The organism is Paraburkholderia sp. BR13439 (genome assembly GCF_040948805.1).
In the GTDB taxonomy this organism is placed as follows: domain Bacteria; phylum Pseudomonadota; class Gammaproteobacteria; order Burkholderiales; family Burkholderiaceae; genus Paraburkholderia; species Paraburkholderia youngii.
Genome location: NZ_JBFPKN010000011.1, coordinates 140,371 through 161,294 on the forward strand (window position 1 = coordinate 140,371; position 20,924 = coordinate 161,294).

20 protein-coding genes are annotated in these 20,924 nt (G+C 61.4%); 10 read left to right on the top strand and 10 right to left on the bottom strand.

Annotated elements, in window-relative coordinates; genetic code table 11:
• The first annotated feature begins 5 nt into the window (after nt 1-5).
• From AB3X96_RS22235 to AB3X96_RS22250, 4 genes are read left to right on the top strand one after another with little or no spacing between them, the layout of a single operon-like run.
• Nucleotides 6-329, top strand: coding sequence for a hypothetical protein (locus tag AB3X96_RS22235; RefSeq protein WP_368591406.1), 324 nt, complete (start codon nt 6-8; stop codon nt 327-329).
• A 15-nt stretch (nt 330-344) separates the two neighbouring features.
• Nucleotides 345-1,625: an MFS transporter gene (locus tag AB3X96_RS22240; RefSeq protein ID WP_368591407.1), complete on the top strand. Its 1,281-nt coding sequence runs from the start codon at nt 345-347 to the stop codon at nt 1,623-1,625.
• A gap of 19 nt (nt 1,626-1,644) precedes the next feature.
• Entirely contained in the window at nt 1,645-2,502 is an 858-nt protein-coding gene (locus tag AB3X96_RS22245; RefSeq protein WP_368591408.1) for an alpha/beta fold hydrolase, read from the top strand.
• Nucleotides 2,499-3,362 (top strand): alpha/beta fold hydrolase, encoded by an 864-nt coding sequence (locus tag AB3X96_RS22250; protein WP_368591409.1) that lies wholly within the window; start codon nt 2,499-2,501, stop codon nt 3,360-3,362. The genes AB3X96_RS22245 and AB3X96_RS22250 overlap by 4 nt, the downstream gene beginning before the upstream one ends.
• Nucleotides 3,363-3,380: 18 nt before the next feature.
• On the opposite strand, the gene AB3X96_RS22255 is transcribed toward AB3X96_RS22250, so the two are convergent.
• From AB3X96_RS22255 to AB3X96_RS22270, 4 genes are all read right to left on the bottom strand, one after another.
• Complete coding sequence (locus AB3X96_RS22255; protein ID WP_368591410.1) at nt 3,381-4,376, bottom strand: cytochrome P450; 996 nt, start codon at nt 4,374-4,376, stop codon at nt 3,381-3,383.
• Nucleotides 4,377-4,646: 270 nt separating this feature from the next.
• The gene (locus AB3X96_RS22260) at nt 4,647-4,967 is read right to left on the bottom strand and encodes a 2Fe-2S iron-sulfur cluster-binding protein (RefSeq protein ID WP_368591411.1); all 321 of its coding nucleotides are present in this window, start codon (nt 4,965-4,967) and stop codon (nt 4,647-4,649) included.
• Between the two features lie 50 nt (nt 4,968-5,017).
• Nucleotides 5,018-5,824 (bottom strand): SDR family NAD(P)-dependent oxidoreductase, encoded by an 807-nt coding sequence (locus AB3X96_RS22265; protein ID WP_368591412.1) that lies wholly within the window; start codon nt 5,822-5,824, stop codon nt 5,018-5,020.
• Nucleotides 5,825-5,935: 111 nt separating this feature from the next.
• Nucleotides 5,936-6,739, bottom strand: a complete 804-nt coding sequence (locus AB3X96_RS22270; RefSeq protein WP_368591413.1) for an SDR family NAD(P)-dependent oxidoreductase — start codon at nt 6,737-6,739, stop codon at nt 5,936-5,938.
• Between the two features lie 256 nt (nt 6,740-6,995).
• Here AB3X96_RS22270 and AB3X96_RS22275 point away from each other — a divergent pair, with 256 nt between their 5' ends.
• The 3 genes from AB3X96_RS22275 to AB3X96_RS22285 all read left to right on the top strand — a co-directional run bounded on the left by AB3X96_RS22275 (nt 6,996) and on the right by AB3X96_RS22285 (nt 10,175).
• On the top strand, nt 6,996-8,207 hold the full coding sequence (locus tag AB3X96_RS22275) for an aminoglycoside phosphotransferase family protein (RefSeq protein ID WP_368591414.1): 1,212 nt from the start codon (nt 6,996-6,998) through the stop codon (nt 8,205-8,207).
• A gap of 96 nt (nt 8,208-8,303) precedes the next feature.
• A complete protein-coding gene (locus tag AB3X96_RS22280) occupies nt 8,304-9,257 on the top strand; it encodes a spirocyclase AveC family protein (RefSeq protein WP_368591415.1) in 954 nt (317 codons plus the stop codon).
• Nucleotides 9,258-9,299: 42 nt separating this feature from the next.
• Nucleotides 9,300-10,175: an enoyl-CoA hydratase-related protein gene (locus AB3X96_RS22285; RefSeq protein ID WP_368591416.1), complete on the top strand. Its 876-nt coding sequence runs from the start codon at nt 9,300-9,302 to the stop codon at nt 10,173-10,175.
• 15 nt (nt 10,176-10,190) lie between these two features.
• Here the strand turns inward: AB3X96_RS22285 and AB3X96_RS22290 are convergent, their stop codons facing one another.
• The 5 genes from AB3X96_RS22290 to AB3X96_RS22310 all read right to left on the bottom strand — a co-directional run bounded on the left by AB3X96_RS22290 (nt 10,191) and on the right by AB3X96_RS22310 (nt 15,348).
• A complete protein-coding gene (locus tag AB3X96_RS22290; protein ID WP_368591417.1) occupies nt 10,191-11,774 on the bottom strand; it encodes an AMP-binding protein in 1,584 nt (527 codons plus the stop codon).
• Nucleotides 11,771-12,856 carry an alpha/beta fold hydrolase gene (locus tag AB3X96_RS22295; RefSeq protein ID WP_368591418.1) on the bottom strand — a complete coding sequence of 362 codons (1,086 nt, stop codon included), beginning with the start codon at nt 12,854-12,856 and terminating at the stop codon, nt 11,771-11,773. Before AB3X96_RS22295 ends, AB3X96_RS22290 begins: the two co-directional genes overlap by 4 nt.
• The gene (locus AB3X96_RS22300) at nt 12,739-13,656 is read right to left on the bottom strand and encodes an NmrA/HSCARG family protein (protein WP_368591419.1); all 918 of its coding nucleotides are present in this window, start codon (nt 13,654-13,656) and stop codon (nt 12,739-12,741) included. The genes AB3X96_RS22295 and AB3X96_RS22300 overlap by 118 nt, the downstream gene beginning before the upstream one ends.
• A 240-nt stretch (nt 13,657-13,896) precedes the next feature.
• Nucleotides 13,897-14,880, bottom strand: a complete 984-nt coding sequence (locus AB3X96_RS22305) for a phytanoyl-CoA dioxygenase family protein (protein ID WP_176111410.1) — start codon at nt 14,878-14,880, stop codon at nt 13,897-13,899.
• Between the two features lie 39 nt (nt 14,881-14,919).
• Nucleotides 14,920-15,348, bottom strand: a complete 429-nt coding sequence (locus tag AB3X96_RS22310; protein ID WP_176111409.1) for a carboxymuconolactone decarboxylase family protein — start codon at nt 15,346-15,348, stop codon at nt 14,920-14,922.
• 201 nt (nt 15,349-15,549) lie between these two features.
• Here AB3X96_RS22310 and AB3X96_RS22315 point away from each other — a divergent pair, with 201 nt between their 5' ends.
• Complete coding sequence (locus tag AB3X96_RS22315) at nt 15,550-16,503, top strand: GlxA family transcriptional regulator (RefSeq protein WP_368591420.1); 954 nt, start codon at nt 15,550-15,552, stop codon at nt 16,501-16,503.
• A 13-nt stretch (nt 16,504-16,516) separates the two neighbouring features.
• On the opposite strand, the gene AB3X96_RS22320 is transcribed toward AB3X96_RS22315, so the two are convergent.
• On the bottom strand, nt 16,517-17,497 hold the full coding sequence (locus AB3X96_RS22320; protein ID WP_368591421.1) for a LysR family transcriptional regulator: 981 nt from the start codon (nt 17,495-17,497) through the stop codon (nt 16,517-16,519).
• 222 nt (nt 17,498-17,719) lie between these two features.
• On the opposite strand from AB3X96_RS22320, the gene AB3X96_RS22325 reads away from it, so the two are divergent.
• Nucleotides 17,720-19,189 (top strand): aldehyde dehydrogenase, encoded by a 1,470-nt coding sequence (locus AB3X96_RS22325; RefSeq protein WP_368591422.1) that lies wholly within the window; start codon nt 17,720-17,722, stop codon nt 19,187-19,189.
• 23 nt (nt 19,190-19,212) lie between these two features.
• Nucleotides 19,213-20,781 carry a GMC family oxidoreductase gene (locus tag AB3X96_RS22330; protein ID WP_368591423.1) on the top strand — a complete coding sequence of 523 codons (1,569 nt, stop codon included), beginning with the start codon at nt 19,213-19,215 and terminating at the stop codon, nt 20,779-20,781.
• Nucleotides 20,782-20,924: the final 143 nt, after the last annotated feature.

Consider the following 20,924-nt stretch of genomic DNA (forward strand, 5'->3'; position numbering starts at 1 on the left):
CAGCGATGGTTTGGCCTGGTGAAGATGAAGGCGGACTGAGCTGGCATCCGGCGCCGGATTTCCTTGTAGGCGCGGGCCTCGCCTATGTCGATCAGCGCAAGCTCGGCAAGTACAACATCGGGACTCTCGGTGTCGACTATCGGCTGTCGAAACGCACCGACCTGTTCACGGTCGGCACCTGGCAGCACGCGTTTGCGGGCGCGAAAGTGGCAGGCAATTTCTATGCGGTGACGCCGTATTCGCAGTCACCGACGATGCCCAACGGTGTGGGTGCATCGTCGACGCGGACGCAAACGATCGTACACCTCGGCATTCGCCACGTGTTTTAAGAAGGAGAGAAGATTATGAGCAGCAGTCCTCTTGGCACGAAGATGATGCCCTCGCTCGAAGCATCGTCGAAGATGACCCGATCCGCGGGCCTGTGGATCGTTTGTGGCGCCGCCATCGGCCTGATGTTCGGCTTCGGGCCTCTGTTTTTCAGCGTCGCGGGCGTGTTTCTGAAGCCCATGGCGGCGACCTTTGGCTGGGGCCGCTCCGACGTGGCGGTGCTGCCGATGTTCTCGCTGATAGGGACGACGCTAGGAGCGCCGGCAGTCGGCTTTCTTGCCGATCGGCTGGGCTGGAGCAAGGTCGTCGCGGGTTCGATCGCGCTTCTCGCGGTTTCGCTGGTTGCGCTTGCAATTGCGCCCCCTAATCACGCCTATTTCGCCGCAGTCGGTTTCCTGATCGGCTTTCTCGGCTCGGGGACCACCCCCGCAGGCTACCTGGGCGTACTGCCGCGCGTCTTCGACAAGCGCCTCGGCATGGCGCTCGGGTTCGCGATGATCGGTACCGGTGTGGGTGGCTTCTTCGCACCCATCGCCGCCAACCGGCTGGGCGTGATGATGGACTGGCGCCATTGGTTTGGCGCGAGCGCGCTGGTCGTGCTGGTGCTCGGCTTCGTTGCGCATCGGCTGATGTTCCGCAATCTGCCGGAACAGAAGCACTTTGCCGCGGATGTAAGGGCGGCGGCATCGGTCGACCCGGGGCTTACGCTCGGCGAAGCGGTGCGCGGCTATCGCTTCTGGCTGCTCGCGATCGTCATGTTCCTAATTTCGAGCGCGATTCTTGGTGGCTTCGTGCATCTTGCTCCGTTCGTTAGCGACCGGGGGCTTGGACACGATGTCGGCGCACAGGCGGCGGGCTTCGTCGGTGCGGGTCTCGCGATTGCGCGGGTAGGGCTTGGCGCAGTGCTCGACCGCGTGTTTGCTCCATTCGTGGCCTGCGCCGCCTTCTTTGTCGGCGCGATGGGTTTTGCGATCTTCCTCACTGGCGCCGCGCACGTGCCGGCGTTGATCATTCTGGCGGCGTTGCTGCTCGGCATTTCGACGGGCTCGGAAGGGGATCTGATTCCGTTCCTCGCGCGCAAGTATTTCGGCAATCGCTCGTTCGGCTCGATTTACGGCTGCCTGTTCGGCGCGGCGACGCTGGGCGGCGCGGCCGGCCCGTTCCTGTACGGCCTTGCATTCGACCGCCTGGGCTCATATGCGCTGGTGCACGAAGTCTCGCTGGTTGCGTGCGTCGTCGGCGCTGCCGCGATCCTGCTGCTTGGGCGCTACCCGGCAATGAAGGCCGCGGGCGAATAACGATTGGGATGACACTTCAATGACGCTGACAAGAGACAACACTTCGAAATTCGTGCAGGCGGGCGCCGTCAAGGTGCACTTTCACGAGGCCGGTACAGGGCCCGTCCTGCTGTGCATTCATGGCGGTGCGCCAGGTGCTTTCGGCTGGGGGAACTTCGGCCGCAACCTGAAGGCGCTGTCGCGCCATTTCCGCACGCTCATCGTCGACCTGCCGGGCTACGGCAAATCCGACAAGCCGCAGATCCAGGGGCCACGCACCAGTTTCTATGCGCGCACCTTCCGCGACATGCTCGAGGCGCTGGGCATCGCCAACGCGCATGTAATGGGTCTCGCGACCGGCGGTTCGGTAGCCTTGAAAATGGCGATCGACTATCCGGAGCTGATCGATCGCCTGGTGGTGATCAGTGCGCCCGGCGGGCTATCGCTTTTCCAGCCCATGCCGCCCAGGCCGGATACGCACAATTACTACGCCGGCGAAGGTCCGAGCATGGAGCGCATGCGTGCCAATCTCGAGCGGCTCGTCTACGACCCGACGATCCTCACCGACGAGGTGATCCGCGAACGCTACGAGGCGAGTATCGAGCCCGAGTTCATGAATCAGGCGCCGGAAGGTCACGGCGGCAAGCCGGGGCAGACACTGGAGCCGTTGTGGCAGGACCTGCACAAGATTCAGGCCGAGACGCTCGTCATCTGGGGACGTAATAACCAGACGATCAACTACGACAATGCCCTGTTCATGTTGACCCGCATTCCCCGGGCGCGCGTCCATATCCATGGCAACTGTGGACTGTGGGTGCCCTACGAGAAGATGGAAGAATTCAACAGTAATGTCACCGGCTTCCTGTCGGTGGACCTGACGGCGAGGCCTGCACAATGAAGAAGCACACCAGCATCTGGCAACACCTGTTCAAGACGCCCCACAAGCTGGCGTGGGTCGATGCCGCCGGTGTCGATACGCGCTATCTGGAAGCCGGTCCGGCGGATGCGCCGGTGGTGATTCTGCTGCATGGCACGGCGGGCAGTCTGGAGAATTTCGGCGCGAACTATGCGGCGTATGCCGGCCATTTCCGCGTCATCGGTCTGGACATGCTGGGCTGCGGCTGGACCGACAAGCCCGATTACGACTACCTGATCGAGGACTACGTCGAGCACGTGCGCGGCTTCATGGACGCCATGGGTATCGCGAGAGCCGCGGTTGTCGGCGTGTCTCTGGGCGCCTGGGTGGGTGCGGCACTGGCATTGGCCCATCCTGCTCGTGTCGACAAGCTGGTGCTGGTGGCCCCCGCGGGCATCATCGTCGATCCGGAAGAGGAGCGACGCTTTGCCGAAGGTGTGCGCAAGAGCCGATCTTCCGCCGCGGCCGAACCTGGCTGGGAAACTGTTTCCGCTGCCTTGAAAGCGCTGCTTCTGGACCCGGAGGCACTGTCCGACGAACTGGTTGGCGTGCGCCTCGAGATTTACCGCGACCCGCGCATGAAGGCCGCCATGCCCCGTCTTCTGGCCTTCTCACTGGGCGGCCAGGCCCTCAGCGAGGAAGAGTGGCGCAGCCTGACCCTGCCTGTGCAGGTGATCGCTGCCGTTGATGCGCCCAATATGTTTCTCAGCAACGCCCATGCGATCGCGAGGACCGTACCAAACGCGCAGCTCGTGGAAATCAAGGGCTGTGACCACTGGGCACAGTATGAACAGCCCGAGAGATTCAATCAGGAGAGCATTGCATTTCTGCAAGAAGCCTGATCATGGAGACGCCGAGCGCTAGACTGCGCGCTTCGCGTCGGAATCCCACAAAAGCGATACACGCGTCACGCAGTTCACCATTCCCCCTTCGAAGCTTATTTCGCCATCCGGATCCAACGAGAAGTCGGGAATGCGCTTAAACCACTCCTCGAGGAACACGCGAATCTCACTGCGCGCAAGGAGCGCACCGGCGCAGCGATGAGGACCGTTGCCGAAGGCCGCATGTTGCGAAGCATTGGCACGTGCGAAGTCTGCATGCATCGGGCACTTGAACTTGCGCTCGTCCATACCGTGTAGCAGCGGACGGACGTACACCCGATCGCCCGCTTTGAAATGCAGGCCCTTGTATTCGAAGTCGCGCGTCATCACACGGCCTGTGCTCGAAGGCGCGAACATGCGCAGCAATTCCTCCACCGCGTTCCCCGCCAGCTCCGGGTGCTCCGCCAGTTGACGACGATGCGCCGGATTGCGAGCGAGATAGAGCACGGCAAAACCCATGGTGGACGCAACAGTGTCGAGCCCGCCAAAGATGACGTTGACCATCATGCCGCGGATCTCTTGCTCCGTGAGGGGCCGGTCGAATACGGTTCCATTCACTATTGCGCTGATCAGATCGGTACCCGGCTCTTTCTGGCGCTCACGAATGATGCTCTCCAGGTAGCCGAACAGCATGCGCTGCGACCATTCGCGACGCTCGGGATCGTTGGCACGAACGCTCGCCTCGGTCCACGCAAGCAGATCGTCCAGATCGGTGAGCGGGAGATTCACGAGCCGCATGAAGATCGTGATGGGAAACTTCATCGCGAAGTCGGCCATGAATTCGCATCGGCCTCTTTCCCGGAAGCTTTCGATCAACGAGACGGCCAGTTCACGGATCTCGCCTTCCATGTCGCGTATCACTTTCGGCGCGAAGAAGCGGTTGATCAGTGCGCGATAGTCGGCATGCTCAGGCGGATCGGCCGAGAGCGGCAAGATTTGCATTGTTGTACTAGCGGGCAGCGTGATTTCGCGCATGGAGAACGGATCGTGATTGCGCTGCGCGAATTCGATGTCTTCCGCTCGCGTGAGAATCCAGTGACCGCCGTTGTACGGCGTCCAGATGATGTCCGGACCATCGTGCAGACGTTTCCAGGCGCCGACGATGTCGGCTTCGCCGCCGGGAGGCTTGCTGAAATCCCAATCCACCACGAGTTCGGGAGGAACATGGTCGGGAACTGGAACGAGTGGGACCGCGCTATGAGACATGTGTGTTCTCCGCGAACAGGTTATTCGTCGTGGGTTTCGTCAGGTTTGCGAAACGGGTAGCCGGACGACTAATCCATCGAGGTCGTTGGTCAATTGAATCTGGCAACCGAGTCGGCTGTTGTTGTTGGTATCGATGGCGCCGCCCAGCATGTCGAGTTCCGCGTGTTTTGCAGGCGGAATCCTTGCGGTCCACATATCGTCGACGTAGCAATGGCAAGTCGCGCAATTGCAATAGCCCCCGCAGTCCGCGCGGATGCCGGGCACCGAATTGTCGATTGCTGCTTGCATTAACGACTGTCCGGCAATCGCATCGACGATATGCTCCGTGTTGTCGTGCTCGATAAACGTAATCTTTGGCATTTCAGTGTCCTAATGTTTTGCAGTCGTGCGAGCCACGCAGTGGCAGTTACCTAGCTGACCGTGAAGCCGCCGTCCGCGGCGACGATCTGTCCAGTGACATAGCTAGCGGCAGGGCTTGCGAGGAAGAACACGCTTTGGGCGACCTCGATCGGGGCGGCCATCCGTCCCATCGGAACTCGGCCTGCACCAACGATTGGTCCTCGAATCTTGAAGGTCGCGCTGATGTTCTTGCCGCCTTCGCTGGCCATGCCGCCTGGGAGGATCGAGTTGACGCGGATGCCATCGGCTGCGAACTCGCTGGCGAGTGATCGCGTGATGCTGTCAACGCCAGCCTTCGCAGCGTCGTAATGGGCATTGACGCCCCACAGCGTGGGTCGAAGTGCGCCAACGGAGGAAATGTTGACGATCGAGCCACCGCCGCCCTTTGCCTTCATACGCGTGATAGCCTCGCGGCAACACAGAAACGTGCCCCGCAGTGTGACGTCCTGCATCTGGTCCCATTGTTCGACGGACATTTCAAAGAATTCGGCTTTCGAACGGTGCGCGGCGTTATTGATCAGAATGTCCACACCGCCGAACTTTGCATCGACGGCGGCGAAGAGTGCCTTGACGGATGCTTCGTCGGCAACGTCGACTTTGCATGGAATCGCGATGCCGCCGTCGACTTCGATCTCTGCTGCTGTTGCGCAAGCGGCATCCGGGTTCAGGTCGGCGATCACGACATTGGCGCCGGCCTCGGCAAGCAGTCGCCCGCTCTCGCGGCCGAGACCTTGCGCAGAGCCGGTAATAACGGCGGTCTTGCCCGTGAGATTGAAAATCTGCGCGAGGCGCGCGCCGATCTGCGTTTCACTAAACATGGAATGCTCCGGTTTGATTGGTCGATGAAGGTCGGGCTATTCGGTTCGCTTCAGTCGTCGTAGTGCCACGGTGAACCGCCGACCCAGGATTCGCGGCAGCCGCCGACGCCTTCAGCTAATCAGAAATCCGCCGTCGAGCGTAATCGATTGGCCGGTCATATAGCGGCCCGATGGCCCCGCGAGATACAGCACCGCGGCGGCGATATCGGCGGGGTCGCCCCATCCGAGCGGCAGACGTCGCTCAGCATCCGTGCCGGGTCCCGTGAGCTGTCCTGTCTTAAGGCGAGCCTGCATATCCGGATGAAACTGAACCTTGCCGGGCACCGCACCGGGCAGCACGCAGTTGACGAGAATCCGGTCGCGGGCATAGTCAAGCGCTGCGGACCGCACTAACCCTGCGACGCCGGCGCGCGCGGCGCCATAAGCGCCGTTGCCATTGAGCACGGCATGCGTGGCGCCCATGGTGGTGACGTTCACGATGCGTCCACCCCGGCCTGCGGCGAGCATGTGCTTGATCGCTTCTCGCATGCAAAAGAACACAGACTTCAGGTCGATCGCCATGACTTCGTCCCAGGCGGCTTCTGAGAACTCTGTAAGCGGGCCGTTATTGGTCATCGCCGCGCAATTGACTACGATGTCCGGGCTGCCCCAGGCGGCTTTGACCTGGTCGAATAAGGCAATCACCGAGGCTTCGCGTTCCACGTCCGTCTCAATGGCGATTGCCTCGCCGCCCGCCGAATGGATTTTGTCGACGACCGGTTGCATATGCGCCGGACTGTGATCCGCGACTACCACTCGTGCGCCGGCCGCGGCCAGCACCGGCGCAATATCGATGCTGGAATTGCGTCCCTTGTCGGTAACGACAGCGATTTTTCCGCTAATGCCGAATAGCCGTTCAAGCACGGTCGTGGTCATCGAGTCGTCTCCTGTGGGGCTCGGTTTAGGCCTTTTTATGAATTCTAGCCACAACAGCCGACAGAAGATGGTTACCGGATGGAACGATTAGAGTGAAGAAATTTCACTAATTAGCGCTCTCGCGAACCGTAGGAATGAAGCCGGCTCGGCGCGGTGTTAGCAGACGAGTTTGAAGCGGTGCGCAGGAAAGCGTACGTCGTTCTAAAAAAGAAACGAAAATGCCAGCCGGGATTTCCCTCGTTGCGAGCCTTCAGACGTGCCGCGCAACATGCGCGTGGACGATGTCGAGCACGAACGCACACGGAACTCACAGGAGCGCGTCAAGATGAGTGTTGCGAAGAAAAGCCTCGCCCTGACGGAATCACACGGGCCACAGTCAGACACCGGCAGGCTTCCGTTGCAGGTCGAGGAAATCACACCTTCATGGCTGACCTCGGCGCTCGCCCAGAGCCATGAGGGCGTAGCGATTGAATCGCTGGCTATAGACGACGTGATGTACGGCACGGCTACCAAAGTCAGGGTGCGTCTGGCTTACAACGCAAGAGGACGCGAGCTTGGCATGCCGGAGTCTCTGATCGTCAAGGGCGGCTTCGTTCCTGAGTATCGCGATCTGAACGCCTACATATACGAATACGAGGCGAGATTCTTCAAGGAAGTCCATCCGTGCTTACTTGCGAATGTGCCTGCCTGCTTCTATGCAGAGACGGACAGTCGAAGCGGGCAGTCAATCGTGATCCTCGAGGATCTACGTTCTCGGCAAGTGGAATTCTGCCGCGTGCAGCGGCCGCTGACGTTTGCGCAGGCGGCGGCAAATCTGGATGCCCAGGCGCGGTGGCATGCGCAGTTCTGGCAATCGCCTGCGCTCGAGAACGGTGGCGAACTGGGCTGGCTCGCGGCGCAGGACCCGCTGCCCGACGGCGAGGCCGGCACGTATCACTGGGGCCAACTGAAACCGGATGTGTTCGCCAGCTACACGCAGTTGCCGCGCGGCGCTGCAGTGCCTAAGCGGTTTCATGATCGTGACTGGATGGAGCAGGCGCTCCTCGATCTGCGTGCTTTCGACCGGATCGGGCCGATGACGTTTCTTCACGGCGACGTACACCTCGGCAATCTCTATTTCGACCGCGACGGCACGCCCGGCTTTCTTGACTGGCAGTCGTATCGACGCGGACCGTGGGCCCATGACGTCACGTACTTCCTGATATCGGCACTCGATATCGCGGATCGGCCGCGATGGGAGCGTGAGTTGCTCGAATACTATCTCGAGCGGCTTGCTTTTCACGGCGTGGACAAGCCGCCGTCATTTGAAAGCGCGCTGGATGCTTACCGGCGCCACATCGTCTATGGGCTGTTCTTCTGGCTTGTGAATCCCGTGGAATGGCAGGCGGAAGTCAACAATTGCGCAGTTGCGCCTCGGTTCGCGATGGCGGCGCTCGATCACGAGATTCACGACCTCATGGGCCGATAACCTGCGTATGTGCTTGACGTAGCCACATCGGTAGGAGTACATTTTTGCGATCAACATTCACATAGGTGAATGACGGCGTGATGAAGGAGGCAACGCATGTCGGAAATGGTCGCCCCCCGCAGCAGTACAACCTGGCATAGGGTGTATGCGTGGGCAGCGCTCGGTGCGCTTTTCGCTTTTGCACAAATCCGCGCCTATGTGGCGTGGATTCGTTCAGAGGACTTCCGCCCCGTGGAATTGGGCGCGGATCCGATTCCAGAGTCCGTGAAAGCGACGATCGACCATTACCAGTGGGTCAGCGTGCTGATCCTGATTCCAGTAGCGATCTGGTATGTCTACGGAATCGTCAAGAGTCGCCGCATCGACGCGGTGCGTTTGATGATGATCGGCTGGCTCTCAGCATATTGGCTTGATCCGTGGTTGGACTTTCTTCGACCGATGTTCACCTATAACGCCCATGCGCTGAACTTCGGCTGCTGGTGCCGTTTCATTCCGTTCTGGCAATCGTCGCATGCTCGCATCGCCGAGCCCATTCTGATCGACGCGCCAAGCTACTTCTATACCTTCACGGGCACCGCCGTGGTGGCGTTGTGGGCGATGCGTGCGACCCGCAAGCGTTGGCCTCGTGCCGGCAACCTGCGACTCGCGCTCGCGGGCTTCGCCGTGATCTGGATGACAATGGGCTTGCTCGACATCGCTGCCAGCCGGTTCATGGGGTTCGACGCGTGGCCAGGTGCGTTCCAGAGCGCTTCTTTCTGGGGTGGTCACTACTACCAGTTTCCGGTCTATGAGTTTTTGCTGTTTCCGTCTGCTTTCGTGGCGTCGGCCTTCCTTCTGCTGAGCGTCGACAAGAACGGACATACGGCCATCGAGCGAGGCGTCGATCGTATCGACTGTCATCCAGCGGTTCGCACGGCGCTTCGGGTGTTGGCTTTCATCGCGTTTTGCAACGTACTGAATCTGGCCTACACGACCGCGATGGGTGTGCACGCGGTGTACGCCGATCCGTGGCCAGCAGACATGCCCAGCTGGCTTGCGAACAGCCGCTAGCCACACATTACCGGCCTCGTCAAACGCTACAGCCAACAACAGATGATGCATTGCCAGCCGCAGCGCTTCGCCGACGTAACGTATCGTGTAGAAGACGACGTCGCTATCGTCACGATGGACCATCCACCGGTCAACGGTCTAGGGCTGGGGCTCCGCCGTGGACTCGTCGCTGCGTTCGACGCAGCCCAACGCGATGCGCTTGCTCGCGCGATCGTGCTCACCGGCAGTGGACGCGGCTTTTCCGCGGGAGGTGACATTCGCGAATTCGGCACTTCTGCTGCAACCGCTGCGCCAGCGTTGTCGATGCATGTTCACCCGGTGATCGAGGCGAGCGACAAGCCTGTTGTAGCCGCTATCCACGGGTTCGCAATTGGTGGCGGCCTGGAAACCGCGCTGGTGTGCCACTATCGAGTGGTCGCGGACAGTGCGCAGATCGGTCTGCCCGAATGCAAGCTTGGCATGATCCCTCTTTCCGGCACTCAGCGTTTGCCGCGCGTGCTGGGCCTCGCAAAGTCGATCGATTTCATTCTTGGCGCTCAGATCGTGCGCGCAGGAACGTTCCGCGGCACCGCGTTATTCGACCGGATCGTTGAGGGCGATGAGGAGCACCTGTTGCGCGTTGCGATAGAACTGGCGCGTGAGAAGGTAGGGAGCACGTCATTGCCGTTGATTCGCCGGCTGCCGTTGCCCGATTGCGATCCGGTTTCCGTGGTTGCCGAGGCGCGCTCACGCCTCAGCTGTAGCGAGGCGGTAAAAAGCGAGTGTCTGAATGCCATCGCCGCCGCGGCCGAATCGGCCGATTTCGATGCGGGTATGGCCGCAGCGCGTGCGATCTATGATCGGCTTATTTCGTCCGATGAGGTGTCAAGGCGGCGAGATCGGTTTTTTAAGTCTCGCCACGACGGCCAGGCTCGATAAACATCGACCGACCCACTATTGCGCCGCAAGCTGCTTGCGCAAATCGCCTTTTTTCACCTTTCCCGAAGCCGTGCGCGGCAGTTCTGAAACCACGCAAAGGTGTTCCGGCGTCTTTTGCTTCGCCACCCCCGCAGCGGCAAAGTGGGTCTGGACTGCGCTCAGATCGAGCGAGGCGTGTTCGTGCAAGACGACGACCGCACAGACTCTTTCGCCATATCGCGCGTCTGGCTGCGCCACGACAGCGACATCGCGCACGGCCGGGTGCGTGGCAAGCACTCGCTCTACTTCGAGCGACGAGATGTTTTCTCCCCCGCGAATGACGATGTCTTTCTTGCGATCCGTGATGGTCAGGCAGCCGCTTTCGTCGACGCGGCCGATATCGCCGGTCCGGAACCAGCCGTCGTGCGTGAATGCGGCCGCATTGAGCGCCGGATCGGTGTAGCCGACAAACAACTCCGGTCCCTTGATCAGAATCTCACCGTCGCGTCCCGTAGGCAGGTCGCTGTCCAACTCGTCGACGACGCGCACCTGCGAGCCGGGTTGAATGCGGCCGTCCGTGCAGGCCCGAACATCAAAGGGAGAATCGGCCCATCCGACGCTCACTGTCGAATGCTCGGTCAGCCCGTACGCGCGGGTTCCGGCGAATCCGGCCTGGTCGGCGATCGCGACGTGCTCCGGCGTGACTCCCGTGCCGCCCAGGCCGTAAGACACGAGGGACGCCAAACTGCGCCCGTCGCGGCGAGCGGCTTCCAGGAGTCCGTGGAGATGGAACGGTGTGCCGCCAGAAAGGCGCACGCGATACTCATCGACCAGTCGCGCGGCAAGTGAGGTGTCCCATCGGTCCATAAACACCATCTCGGTGCCGGTTATGAACGGACGCAACAGGAAATTGAAGCCTGCAATATGACCAGCAGGGAAGGGCGTCATATACGGCCCTGGCCCGTCGATGAACGGAATCCGCCACTCTGCGCCTACGGTGCGATGAGAGTGCTGCACGCCTTTCGGCGAGGCTGTCGTTCCCGACGTGTACAGCAGCAGGCAGATATCTTCCGACGTTGGCAAGTCGACAGGGCGCTGATCATGCGTTGTCGCGGCGAGTCGTTGCAGCGCGCTAAATGTGATGCCGTTCGAGGGTGCCCGATCGCCAACGACGATAACGCGCTCGAGGTCAGGCGTGTTGCCAAGCGCGGCGACACGCTCCAGATAGTCGGTGCCGGACCAGAAGTCGGGCACGCAAAGAAATCGGGCGCGCGATTGTCGAAGGATGAAACCGACTTCGGCGGGACCGTAGATGTGCACGATTGGCACGAGCACCGCACCAATCTCGAGCGCAGCCAGATATAGCAGCGCAGTCTCACGCTGGGTGGGCAGTTGTATTGCGATCACATCGCCTCGACGCAGGCCGATGGCTCTCAGCGCCCGGCCGATCTCTTTCGCGTCGTGCAGCAGGGACCGGGTGGTGCAAGTGTAGGCACCGCCCTGGGTATGAAAATGCAGCGCAGTGGCGCCGTGCTTTTCGACCGCGTGTGCAATCAGGGCCGAGAGAGGCAGCTCGGTCGACCACGGCGTTGTCATCGGATCGCGCATGTCGGGGTTCATGCCAGCAATGCTCGTAGCAGGCTCACCAGCGCGAGTGGCTGGTCAAGCATCATGTGATGGCCTGCGCTTGGCATCGTGATGGGGCCCTTCGCGCCGGGAATCGCATCCACGATGCGGCGAGCGCGATCGGCGCTGACCACGCTGCTGCACTCGGCGTGAACATAGCTGACGGGTACTGTGATGCGATTCAGCAAGTCTTCCTCGCCTTCGACCGGCTGGAGAACCCGCAGCTTCGGGTCGAATCGCCATACCCAGCCGTCAGCGGTTCGACGAAGCGATGTTTGCGCGAGATGCTCGAGCAGCCACGGCTCGCAATCTTGTCCAGGGATGAGTCGAAAGCGACTCACGGCGGTATGCCAGTCCGGATAGGGGCGTGGCGGCGGGCGTCTTTCCACCGTCGGCAAATTATCACCGCGTAGCATGAAATACGAATCGAGCACGATTGCATGCGAGAGACGATCGGGAAAGGTCGCGCACGCCTGAAGCAGACGCGATCCGCCAAAGCTGTGGCCGACCACGACGCACGGTCCGGAGCCGATTGCATCCACGACGGCGACGAGGTCGCGCACGAAAACGCCGGCGCTGTATTCCTGCCTGTAGGCACTGTCGCCCATGCCGCTGAAATCCAGCGCGAAAACGCGAAAGCGATCAGTGAAGAACGGCGCAATGAAGTCCCACCAGTGCGCGTGCCCAAGAAAGCCGTGCGCGAAGACGAGGGGCGGCTTAGCTGTGTCTGCGGCATTCCACGAGACATAGTGCACGGTAACCCCGCTGCCTTCGGTGAAGTGGGATCGACGCGGCTGCGTCATCGCGCCATCGAACCATGAGGGTGCACGGTCATTCATTGTGGATCTTCCATTGCCTGAGGCTTGCCCACACCGGTTCACAGACGGACGGTGCGGAACGAAATGACATACGAAGGACTTCTCGCACCTGCGACAGATCGATTGCTTCGCAACGACCGCTATGCGAGTGGGATGCGTTGTCGATTCGCATCGATCCAGTCCACCATCGGGGTGAGCCGGACACCACGTTCGGAAAGCGCATCGAGATCGACGCGATACCCGACCGCGTTGATCCATTCCTGTGCATTCACCCATCCCGGTAAGAGTCCCTTTGCTCTGGCTTCATCCGGTGAGACGTGCGAAACGCGGATCTGTACACCCGTTGCGTTGCCCAGGCGCTGCGCGACTTCGGACATCGTGAGCTTTTCGGACGCCAGCGGCACGGTGTGGCCGTGCCAGCGTTGCGGATCGGTTAGCGCGCTGGTCGCGAGCGCGCCCACGTCGTCGGCGGCAATCCAGTCGAGTCGTGCGTCGGGTAGTAATGCGGTGAGCAGCAGGCGTTCGCGTAGGTGCGGAAACATCGCGGCTGCTTTCGGCTCAGCCAGATTGTCCATCATGAATGCAGGTTGCAAGACCGTCCACGATTCGAAACCCGCCGAGCGAACGGCCTCTTCGACCTCCCATTTGTCCGTCCAGTATTTTCGGTTCCAACGCTTGTCGTTCCAGCCGGGAAACGTCTCGTGATTGCCCGCCTGCGCCACCGAGGTATGAACGAACTGCGCGACGCCCGCGTTACGTGCTGCGTTGATGAGCGCAAAGCCTTGGCGGCGTTCGCTGTCGCTGCGATCGAAATCAGGAAGGAGAACGGAGAAGACGGAACCGACGCCCTCCAGCGCTTTTTCGAGGGACTCGCTGTCGTCCAGATCTCCGTGGAGCGCCTGCGCATTCATTTCGACAAGTGCACGCGCAGCCGGCGAGTCTGGATTTCGCGTCAGGAAACGCACCTTGCGCCCAGCCGCAACGAGATGCCGAGCCGTGGCACCGCCTTGCATGCCAGTGGCGCCGATGACGAGTACCGCGTCGGATGAATCGATCATGACTTGTCCCGTGGTCGAACGATACGCAGGCCAGGCGTGTCATGCCTGGACGGTTCGCGCGCGATGCCGCTGATCCCGGTGACAGTGATTGCAGATGCGCGGCCTCGTGCTCCGAAGCATGCGTTCTGATATTAGCACGATGTTCAATTAATGTGGGAGCGGAGCGTGAGTCGATGTTTCAGAAAGGTAAGGCGTGTGGCGGCGTGAAGACGAACCTCGTCTTCACGCCTGATGCGACGATCAGTGCTGCGGCCGCAGCGTTTGAACGAGGCCGCCTTCATGCGCAACGATCACTTCGCAGCCCGGCTGATAAACGTCGGCGATTTCGTCTCCGCGCAGACGGTTGCCCTGGAAACCGCGCAGATAGCTCGTCTCGTCGAGTCGCAGCACATGTTCGCCATGCGCGTCGCGCACGACGATCTGGCCCGATGCGATCGACGTCAGCGTCCCCACATACGGCAGGCGCGGCTCGAACGGGAAACTTCCGCCGTGCGGCAGAATGCGCGTGTCGAGAGAAAGACGAAAACGGTCCGAATGATTGCTGAGGCCGGAGTGCGGCGTGCGTCGACTCATCAACAGGACGTCGCCCAAGCGGTAGTTCGTGCGGCGCCATGCGTCTTCGGGCACGCTAGCGAGATCGATCGGGATGATCTTGTCGCCGTCTTTCCTGTGCAGACATGGAAGCTTGTGCAATCCTTCCGCTACGGCCAGCCCGCCAACTTGCGCATCGATATCGCTGAGCGGAATCCAGCAGATGATGAAATCGAGCCGGTCGCTGTAGATGGCATCTTCATGAATGAAGTCGAAGCGCGTGCGGCTTTTGTCGATAGCGGGCGGCGACGTGCGGTATTCGGTGAACGGCACCCAGTAAAGCGGTACGCCGAACAGCCGCTGAAAGAACGCACGAATCGCCGGGTCTTCCATCACGGTGCGTGCGGCACGCTGTTCATTCATCGCCTTCACAGGAAAGAAGCTGAAGTTTTCGCGTTCTTTGCCGGTCCATCGCACGTCTCGATCGTTACGGTCCACGAAGCCGTGGCTGTCGAGGTGGTCTACCAGCAGACCGCGCATGCGCTCCAGCGGCTCATGGTCCAGAACGTCGCGGAAAAACAGGTAGCCGTCTTCGTTCCATCGTGCTTGCAGCGCGGCGTGATCGCCGATCAGGTCGTTGGAAACGTTGAATTCGCGCATTGCCGGCACGATATCCACGATTGGTGTGCTCATAAATTGTCTCCTTGGATCGCGGGGCGCTCCGATGGCGCCTTACAGCAATCCGCGCTCTTCCGAAGTGCGGGTGGTGGTGTCGATGCCCAGTTCCCGCAGCGTCTCGAGAACGGCCGTGGTAGCGGAGGCGACGGCAGGAAAGCCGACATACGGGAGCGCCTGCATGAGTACACCTTCGAGTTCGCGTGCGCTCAGACCGTTGCGCACGGCAATGCGGACGTGGTTCTTCAGTTCGAGCGTCTGCCGGTTGGCGATGAGGATGCCCAGCGTGACGAGGCTGCGCTGCTTGCGCTCGAGTTTGTCGTCGCCCCATACATCCGCGAACGCGTAGTTGACGGCAAGGCGCGAAATGTCGGATCCGAAGCCGGTGGACTCGCTCGCGGCGCGCAAGCCGGCCGCCTTGTCTTCACCCATGATTTCGCCGAATACCTTCAAACCGTAGGCAAGCTTTTCTTCGAGGTTCTTCACTTCTGTCTCCTGTTTAACCGCGACGGCGCGGCTATTGGCAGCGGATGCGATTCCGCGTTCCCCGCCGTTCTGGTAGCCGGCGATAGCAACGATGATGCGTGCTAAGATCGCGGCGAAAGAGGATCAAAATCTGCATATTGGGGGATCGAAATTCGCAAGCCCGCCGCTCCGACTGAACCGGTAAAAGACGTTGCCGCGCTCGTGCTGCCGGGCAGCTATCTATCGAGCGTCGGCGCGCTCGTAGACGGATTCGCGCTGATCGCACGACACATATTCGGGCAGTTCGCTCCTCCCTACCGGCACACGATGAAGACGCAGGTGCGTCTTCTCGGCGCCAACGGAAACGGTCTGGAGTTCGCCGGCGGGCGAAAGATGGAGAGTGACGGGAACCTGCTCGGCGATACCGAGTACCGCATCGTTTATGTCCCCGCTTTTGCGGTCGCCAGTGAAGAGGCACTCGTTACGCTCCTCGACCACGCGGAGCCCGTGACGGACTGGTTGCGCTGGCAGCGTGCGCGGGGAGCAGTATTGGCAGCGAGCGGCACGGCAGGGGCGCTGCTCGCGCAGGCGGGCTTGCTCGACGGTGGCCCGGCAGCGGTCCCGCGAGTGCTCAGAAGCCTGTTCCGCTCGCGCTTTCCAAAGGTGCGCGTGGACCCGGGTTCCACGATCGCCGAGCATGACGGCGTGCACACTTGCAGCGTGCCGGCAAGCGAGTGGCAACTCGTGGCCCGTCTGGTCGATCGTGCGATATCGCCGCACACCGCTCAATGGCTCGCATCGACGACCGGCACCGACGGCGAGCGCGAGGAAGGCCGCCTGACGAGCGACGATCCGCTCGTGAGCAGCGCGCAATTCTGGCTCGCGCAGCGTTTCGCTCAGGACTTCAAGATCAGCGAGCTGGCGGACGTCCTCGCCGTCAGTCATGCCACGTTGCTGCGTCGCTTCACACGTAGCTTGGGCGTGACGCCGCGTGCCTATGCGAGTTCACTGCGCATCGAGTCTGCCAAGAGGATGCTGCGCAACACGCAGATCTCCATCGAGCAGATCGCCGTCATGGTGGGCTATTCGGACGTGCGCGCATTTCGCAATATCTTTCACAAGCACGTTTCGACGAGTCCTTCCGCGTATCGGCGACGTGGCACCGACCGCGAATGAAGGCAGCCGGCGCTCAGGCCGAATATTTGTCGAGTTCCGCTTTGCCGAAATCGGTTGTCCGAAAACGTGCGAGCAGGTAATCCACGAAAACCCTGACTTTCGCGGGCAGATACTGGCGGTGGGGATAGTGCACGTAAATGCGTGGTCCCGCACCCTCCGCCTCGTCTCCGCGCACCGTGTAGTCGGGAAGCACGATCTTGAGCGCTCCGGAGTGCAGATACGGCAGCACCACAGGCACCGAGGACGGCGTGATGCCGGCGCCGCTGAGAGCGGCGATCAGGCTGGTATCCGGCTGACCCGCGACGGTGAGACGGCCGCGGGGATGATGGATGAACGCCTTTTCCCCGCGATTGGCTCGTTTTCGCGTACCGCCGGGCAAGCGTTCGAGATGAAGCGCCGCAAGCCCAAAAGGCATCCGGATGCCGATGAAGTCATGTTCGGCCAGTTGATCCGGCGATTGCGGCACCCCCTTGCGTTCGAGGTAGTCCCGACTCGCGACCAATACGATTGGGTAGTCACACAGCGGACGGGAGACATGGTTGGTTCCTCGTCCGCGCGCATGCTGAATGCTCACGTCGACACCGTCATTGACCAGACTTGGCGCAACCTCGTCATAGCTGATGTCGATTTCGACGAGCGGGTAGCGTTGCAGAAACTCCGCGATCACCGGAGTGAGGCAATGCCTTCCGAACGTGGGCGTCACCGAAACCTTGATCACCCCCTCCGGATGCTCAGGGCTGCGCCGCACATCCGCGACGGCTTCATCGAGTTGACTCAACAACGGCGCCACGCGTTGAAAGAACTGCCGCCCTTCGCTCGTCAGACTGAGCTTGCGAGTGGTCCGGTTGAAGAGGCGCACGCCCAGTTCACGCTCCAGAGCGGCAATGCTCTTGCTGACGGCAGGCGGTGTGACCTGGAGCCGGGTGGCCGCTGCGATGAAGCTGCCGCAACGGACGGCCTGAACGAAAGGCTCCAGGTTTCTGATTTCGGGCATCGTCAATTCATGAAAAAAAGTAACTCTAGATGTTCCGGTCGGTAAGCAGTGTAAAGCATGAGCCGTCGCTAGAATCGAATTTATCAGAGCCGGCTCGCGTGGCGCGCCAGCCGGCCAGGAGAACGTTCAGGAGACGACACGACCGACCGCGACGACGCGCCTGGCGTCTGTTCCTGCACGCGTCTTCTGCCTCCAGAAGTCAAACGCTCAATGGAACAGCACATGTCACTTTCCCCCTCGCACCAACACCCGCTCGACGTCCCCGGCCGACTCTTTATCGGCGGCGCATTTGTCGAAGGTGATGGCGACGCCATCGAGCACGTCAACCCTTCGACGGGTCGTCCTCAGGCCGTTGTGCGCCTGGCTAGCGCGAGCGACATCGACCACGCCGTCAGGGCGGCCAAGGCGGCCCAACGTGTATGGATGGAGATGGGGCCGCGCGCGAGGACACGATGCTTCAGGCGCCTCGGCGAGCTGCTCGAAGCGAACCAGCAGCAGTTGGCATTTCTCGGTGCCCGGGAGTCCGGCATTCCGGTGGGACTGCCGCTGATGGACATGGCGCTGGGCTGGGTCGATCACTACATGGGCTGGATCGACAAGATCGAGGGTTCGTATGGCGAGTCTTATCCGGCGCCAGGCTTCAATTACACCCGGCGAGAGCCTTATGGTGTGGTGGGCGTCATCATTCCCTGGAACGGTCCGCTGATGGCGACCTGCATGATGGCGCTGCCTGCAATCGCGGCCGGCAATGGCGTCGTTCTGAAGCCGCCAGCGCTTGCGCCTTTCGTCGCCCTGCGAATCGCTGAACTCGCTCATCAGGCCGGCTTGCCAGCGGGCCTGTTCAATGTGGTGCCCGGCGAGGCCGAGGCTGGCGAGGCGCTCGTGGCTCACCCCGATATCGCCAAGGTCACGTTCACGGGCGGCGAAGGCGTCGCGCGGCGTGTGATGGCGACAGCGGCGGCATGTCTGAAGCCGGTCGCGTTGGAACTGGGCGGCAAGTCCGCCAATCTCGTCTTCGAAGACGCCGATCTCGACGCCGCAGCGATCCAGGCGGTGTATGGCGCATTGGGGCTGAGCGGGCAGGGTTGCGTGAACCCGACCCGTTTGCTCGTGCACCGATCCCGCTACGACGAAATGGTGTCGCGCGTCGCGGCGGTGGCTGCCAGCATGAAGGTGGGCGATCCCTTCGATTCCGGCACGGTCGCTGGACCGGTGATATGCCAGTCGGCTTGCGATCGTATCCTCGGCATCATCGCGCAAGCGCGACGCGACGCGAAGCTGGTTGCGGGCGGCGAGCGATTGGGCGGCGAACTGGCCGACGGCTTCTTCATCCAGCCGACCGTGTTTGCCGATGTGCAGCCCGGAAGTGCGCTGGAACAGAACGAGGTGTTCGGTCCCGTGTTGTCGATCACTCCGTTTGCCGATGACGCGGAAGCGCTGGCGATCGCCAACGGTACGCGTTACGGGCTCGGTGCTTATCTGCACACCAATGATCTCGATCGGGCGCACGCATTCGCCGAGCGCCTCGACGCGGGCTACGTGAACATCAATGGCTTCGCCTCGATGGCACCGGGTGCGCCGTTCGGCGGATACCGTCAAAGCGGCTTCGGCAGGGTGGGTGGCTGGGCCGGTATGGAGGAGTATCTGCAGCTCAAGAACGTCTTCGTTGCGCGCAGAGAAGGCAAGCGATGAGCGAAAGCGTTTTCGACTATATCGTGATCGGCGGCGGTTCGGCTGGGTGCGTCATTGCGGCGAGATTGAGCGAAAATCCTTCGACACGCGTGTTGCTGCTGGAGGCAGGAAGTGAGGGAAAGGGATTTCTCTTCGACATGCCAGCCGGCAGTTTCGCGCTGATGGGCAATCCCAAGGCGGACTGGATTTATCCGACCGCGCCCGATCCCTCCGCCGGTGCGCGCGTGACGACATGGGCAGCGGGAAAGGCGCTAGGTGGAAGCAGCAGCATCAATGGGATGGTTTATATCCGTGGCCAGCGTGGAGATTACGACGCGTGGCGGGACAGCGGGTGCCCGGGCTGGGGATTCGACGATCTGCTTCCGTATTTCCGCAAGTCCGAGAATTTCACCGGTCCCGCGTCCCCGGCGCATGGCTCTGATGGTCCGCTGAGCGTCTCGCCGCCGCGCGTACTGCATCCATTGGCTCACACCTTTCTCGAGGCTGCGGGGCATTGCGGCATGCCAGCGCGTGCCGAGTATTGCGCAGGCGACGTGCATGGATCATTCATTGTCTATGGCACGACCCGGAAGGGCAAACGCTGCAGCGCTCGCAAGGCCTACCTCGAACCTGCGCTACATCGGCCCAATCTCACTGTCACGACTGGCGCGGTCGTAGACCATGTGCTCTTCCAAGAACGGAGGGCAATTGGCGTGAAGGTGATTGTCGCAGGCGAGAGGCGCACATTTACCGCTCGCCGCGAAGTTGTGCTGAGTGCGGGAACGATCGCTTCGCCCGGCGTGTTGCTGCGATCCGGCATCGGCGCTGGTGCGGATCTATCCGCGATGGGTGTTGAAATCGTCGCCGATCTGCCCGGCGTCGGCCGTAATGTGCAGGAACATTGCGGGGTTTCACAGAGCCGACTGACCGACGTGCCGACGTACAACACAATGGTGGGCCCCCTGCGTCTCGCGGGACATCTGCTGAAGTATGCAACGGTAAAGAGAGGGATTCTGACCTCGATAGCCGTCCACGCGATGGCCTACGCGCGCAGCGCACCCGAATTGACCGAGCCGGACATTGCGATGAGCTTCCTGCCGCTGGCGATAGGTTTCGTCGGCGGACATCCCGCGCTCGCGAAGCAGGCAGGCGTGACGATCGGCTCGCAGGTGCTGAGACCCCACGGCCGCGGGCGGATCCGCCTGAAGGATCTCGATCCGTACTCGAAGCCGGTCATCGAGCATGCGTTGCTTGGTGATTCACGCGATCTTGCGTTGACCATCAAGGGCAGCCGTCTTGTGAGCGAGGTGTTCGCCGCAACCCCGCTGGCGAGACACGTGATTGGCGATCATGAACCTGCGTCGTTGCCTGAAAGCGATAGTGCGTGGGAAACGTACGTGCGCCAACGCGTGGGCATCGGCTACCACCCTGTAGGCAGCTGCCGGATGGGAGCCGACGACATGGCCGTAGTCGACACCCGGTTGCGTGTTCGCGGTGTCGAGCGGCTACGCGTGGTCGACGCTTCCGTCATGCCGAACATCATTTCGGGCAACACGAACGCCGCGACGATCGCCGTGGCCGAGAAGGCGGTGGAAATGATTATCGCGGGTTGACCTCTGCGACGATTTGCCTGATCTGGAGCGCGCGAATGAGCATTTCCAAAGTTGTGCTAGTACACGGCGGTCATTATGCAGCGGATTGCTGGACTGCGGTTGTAGCTATGACGTCGGAGATCAGGACGGTGTTATCGAATAGC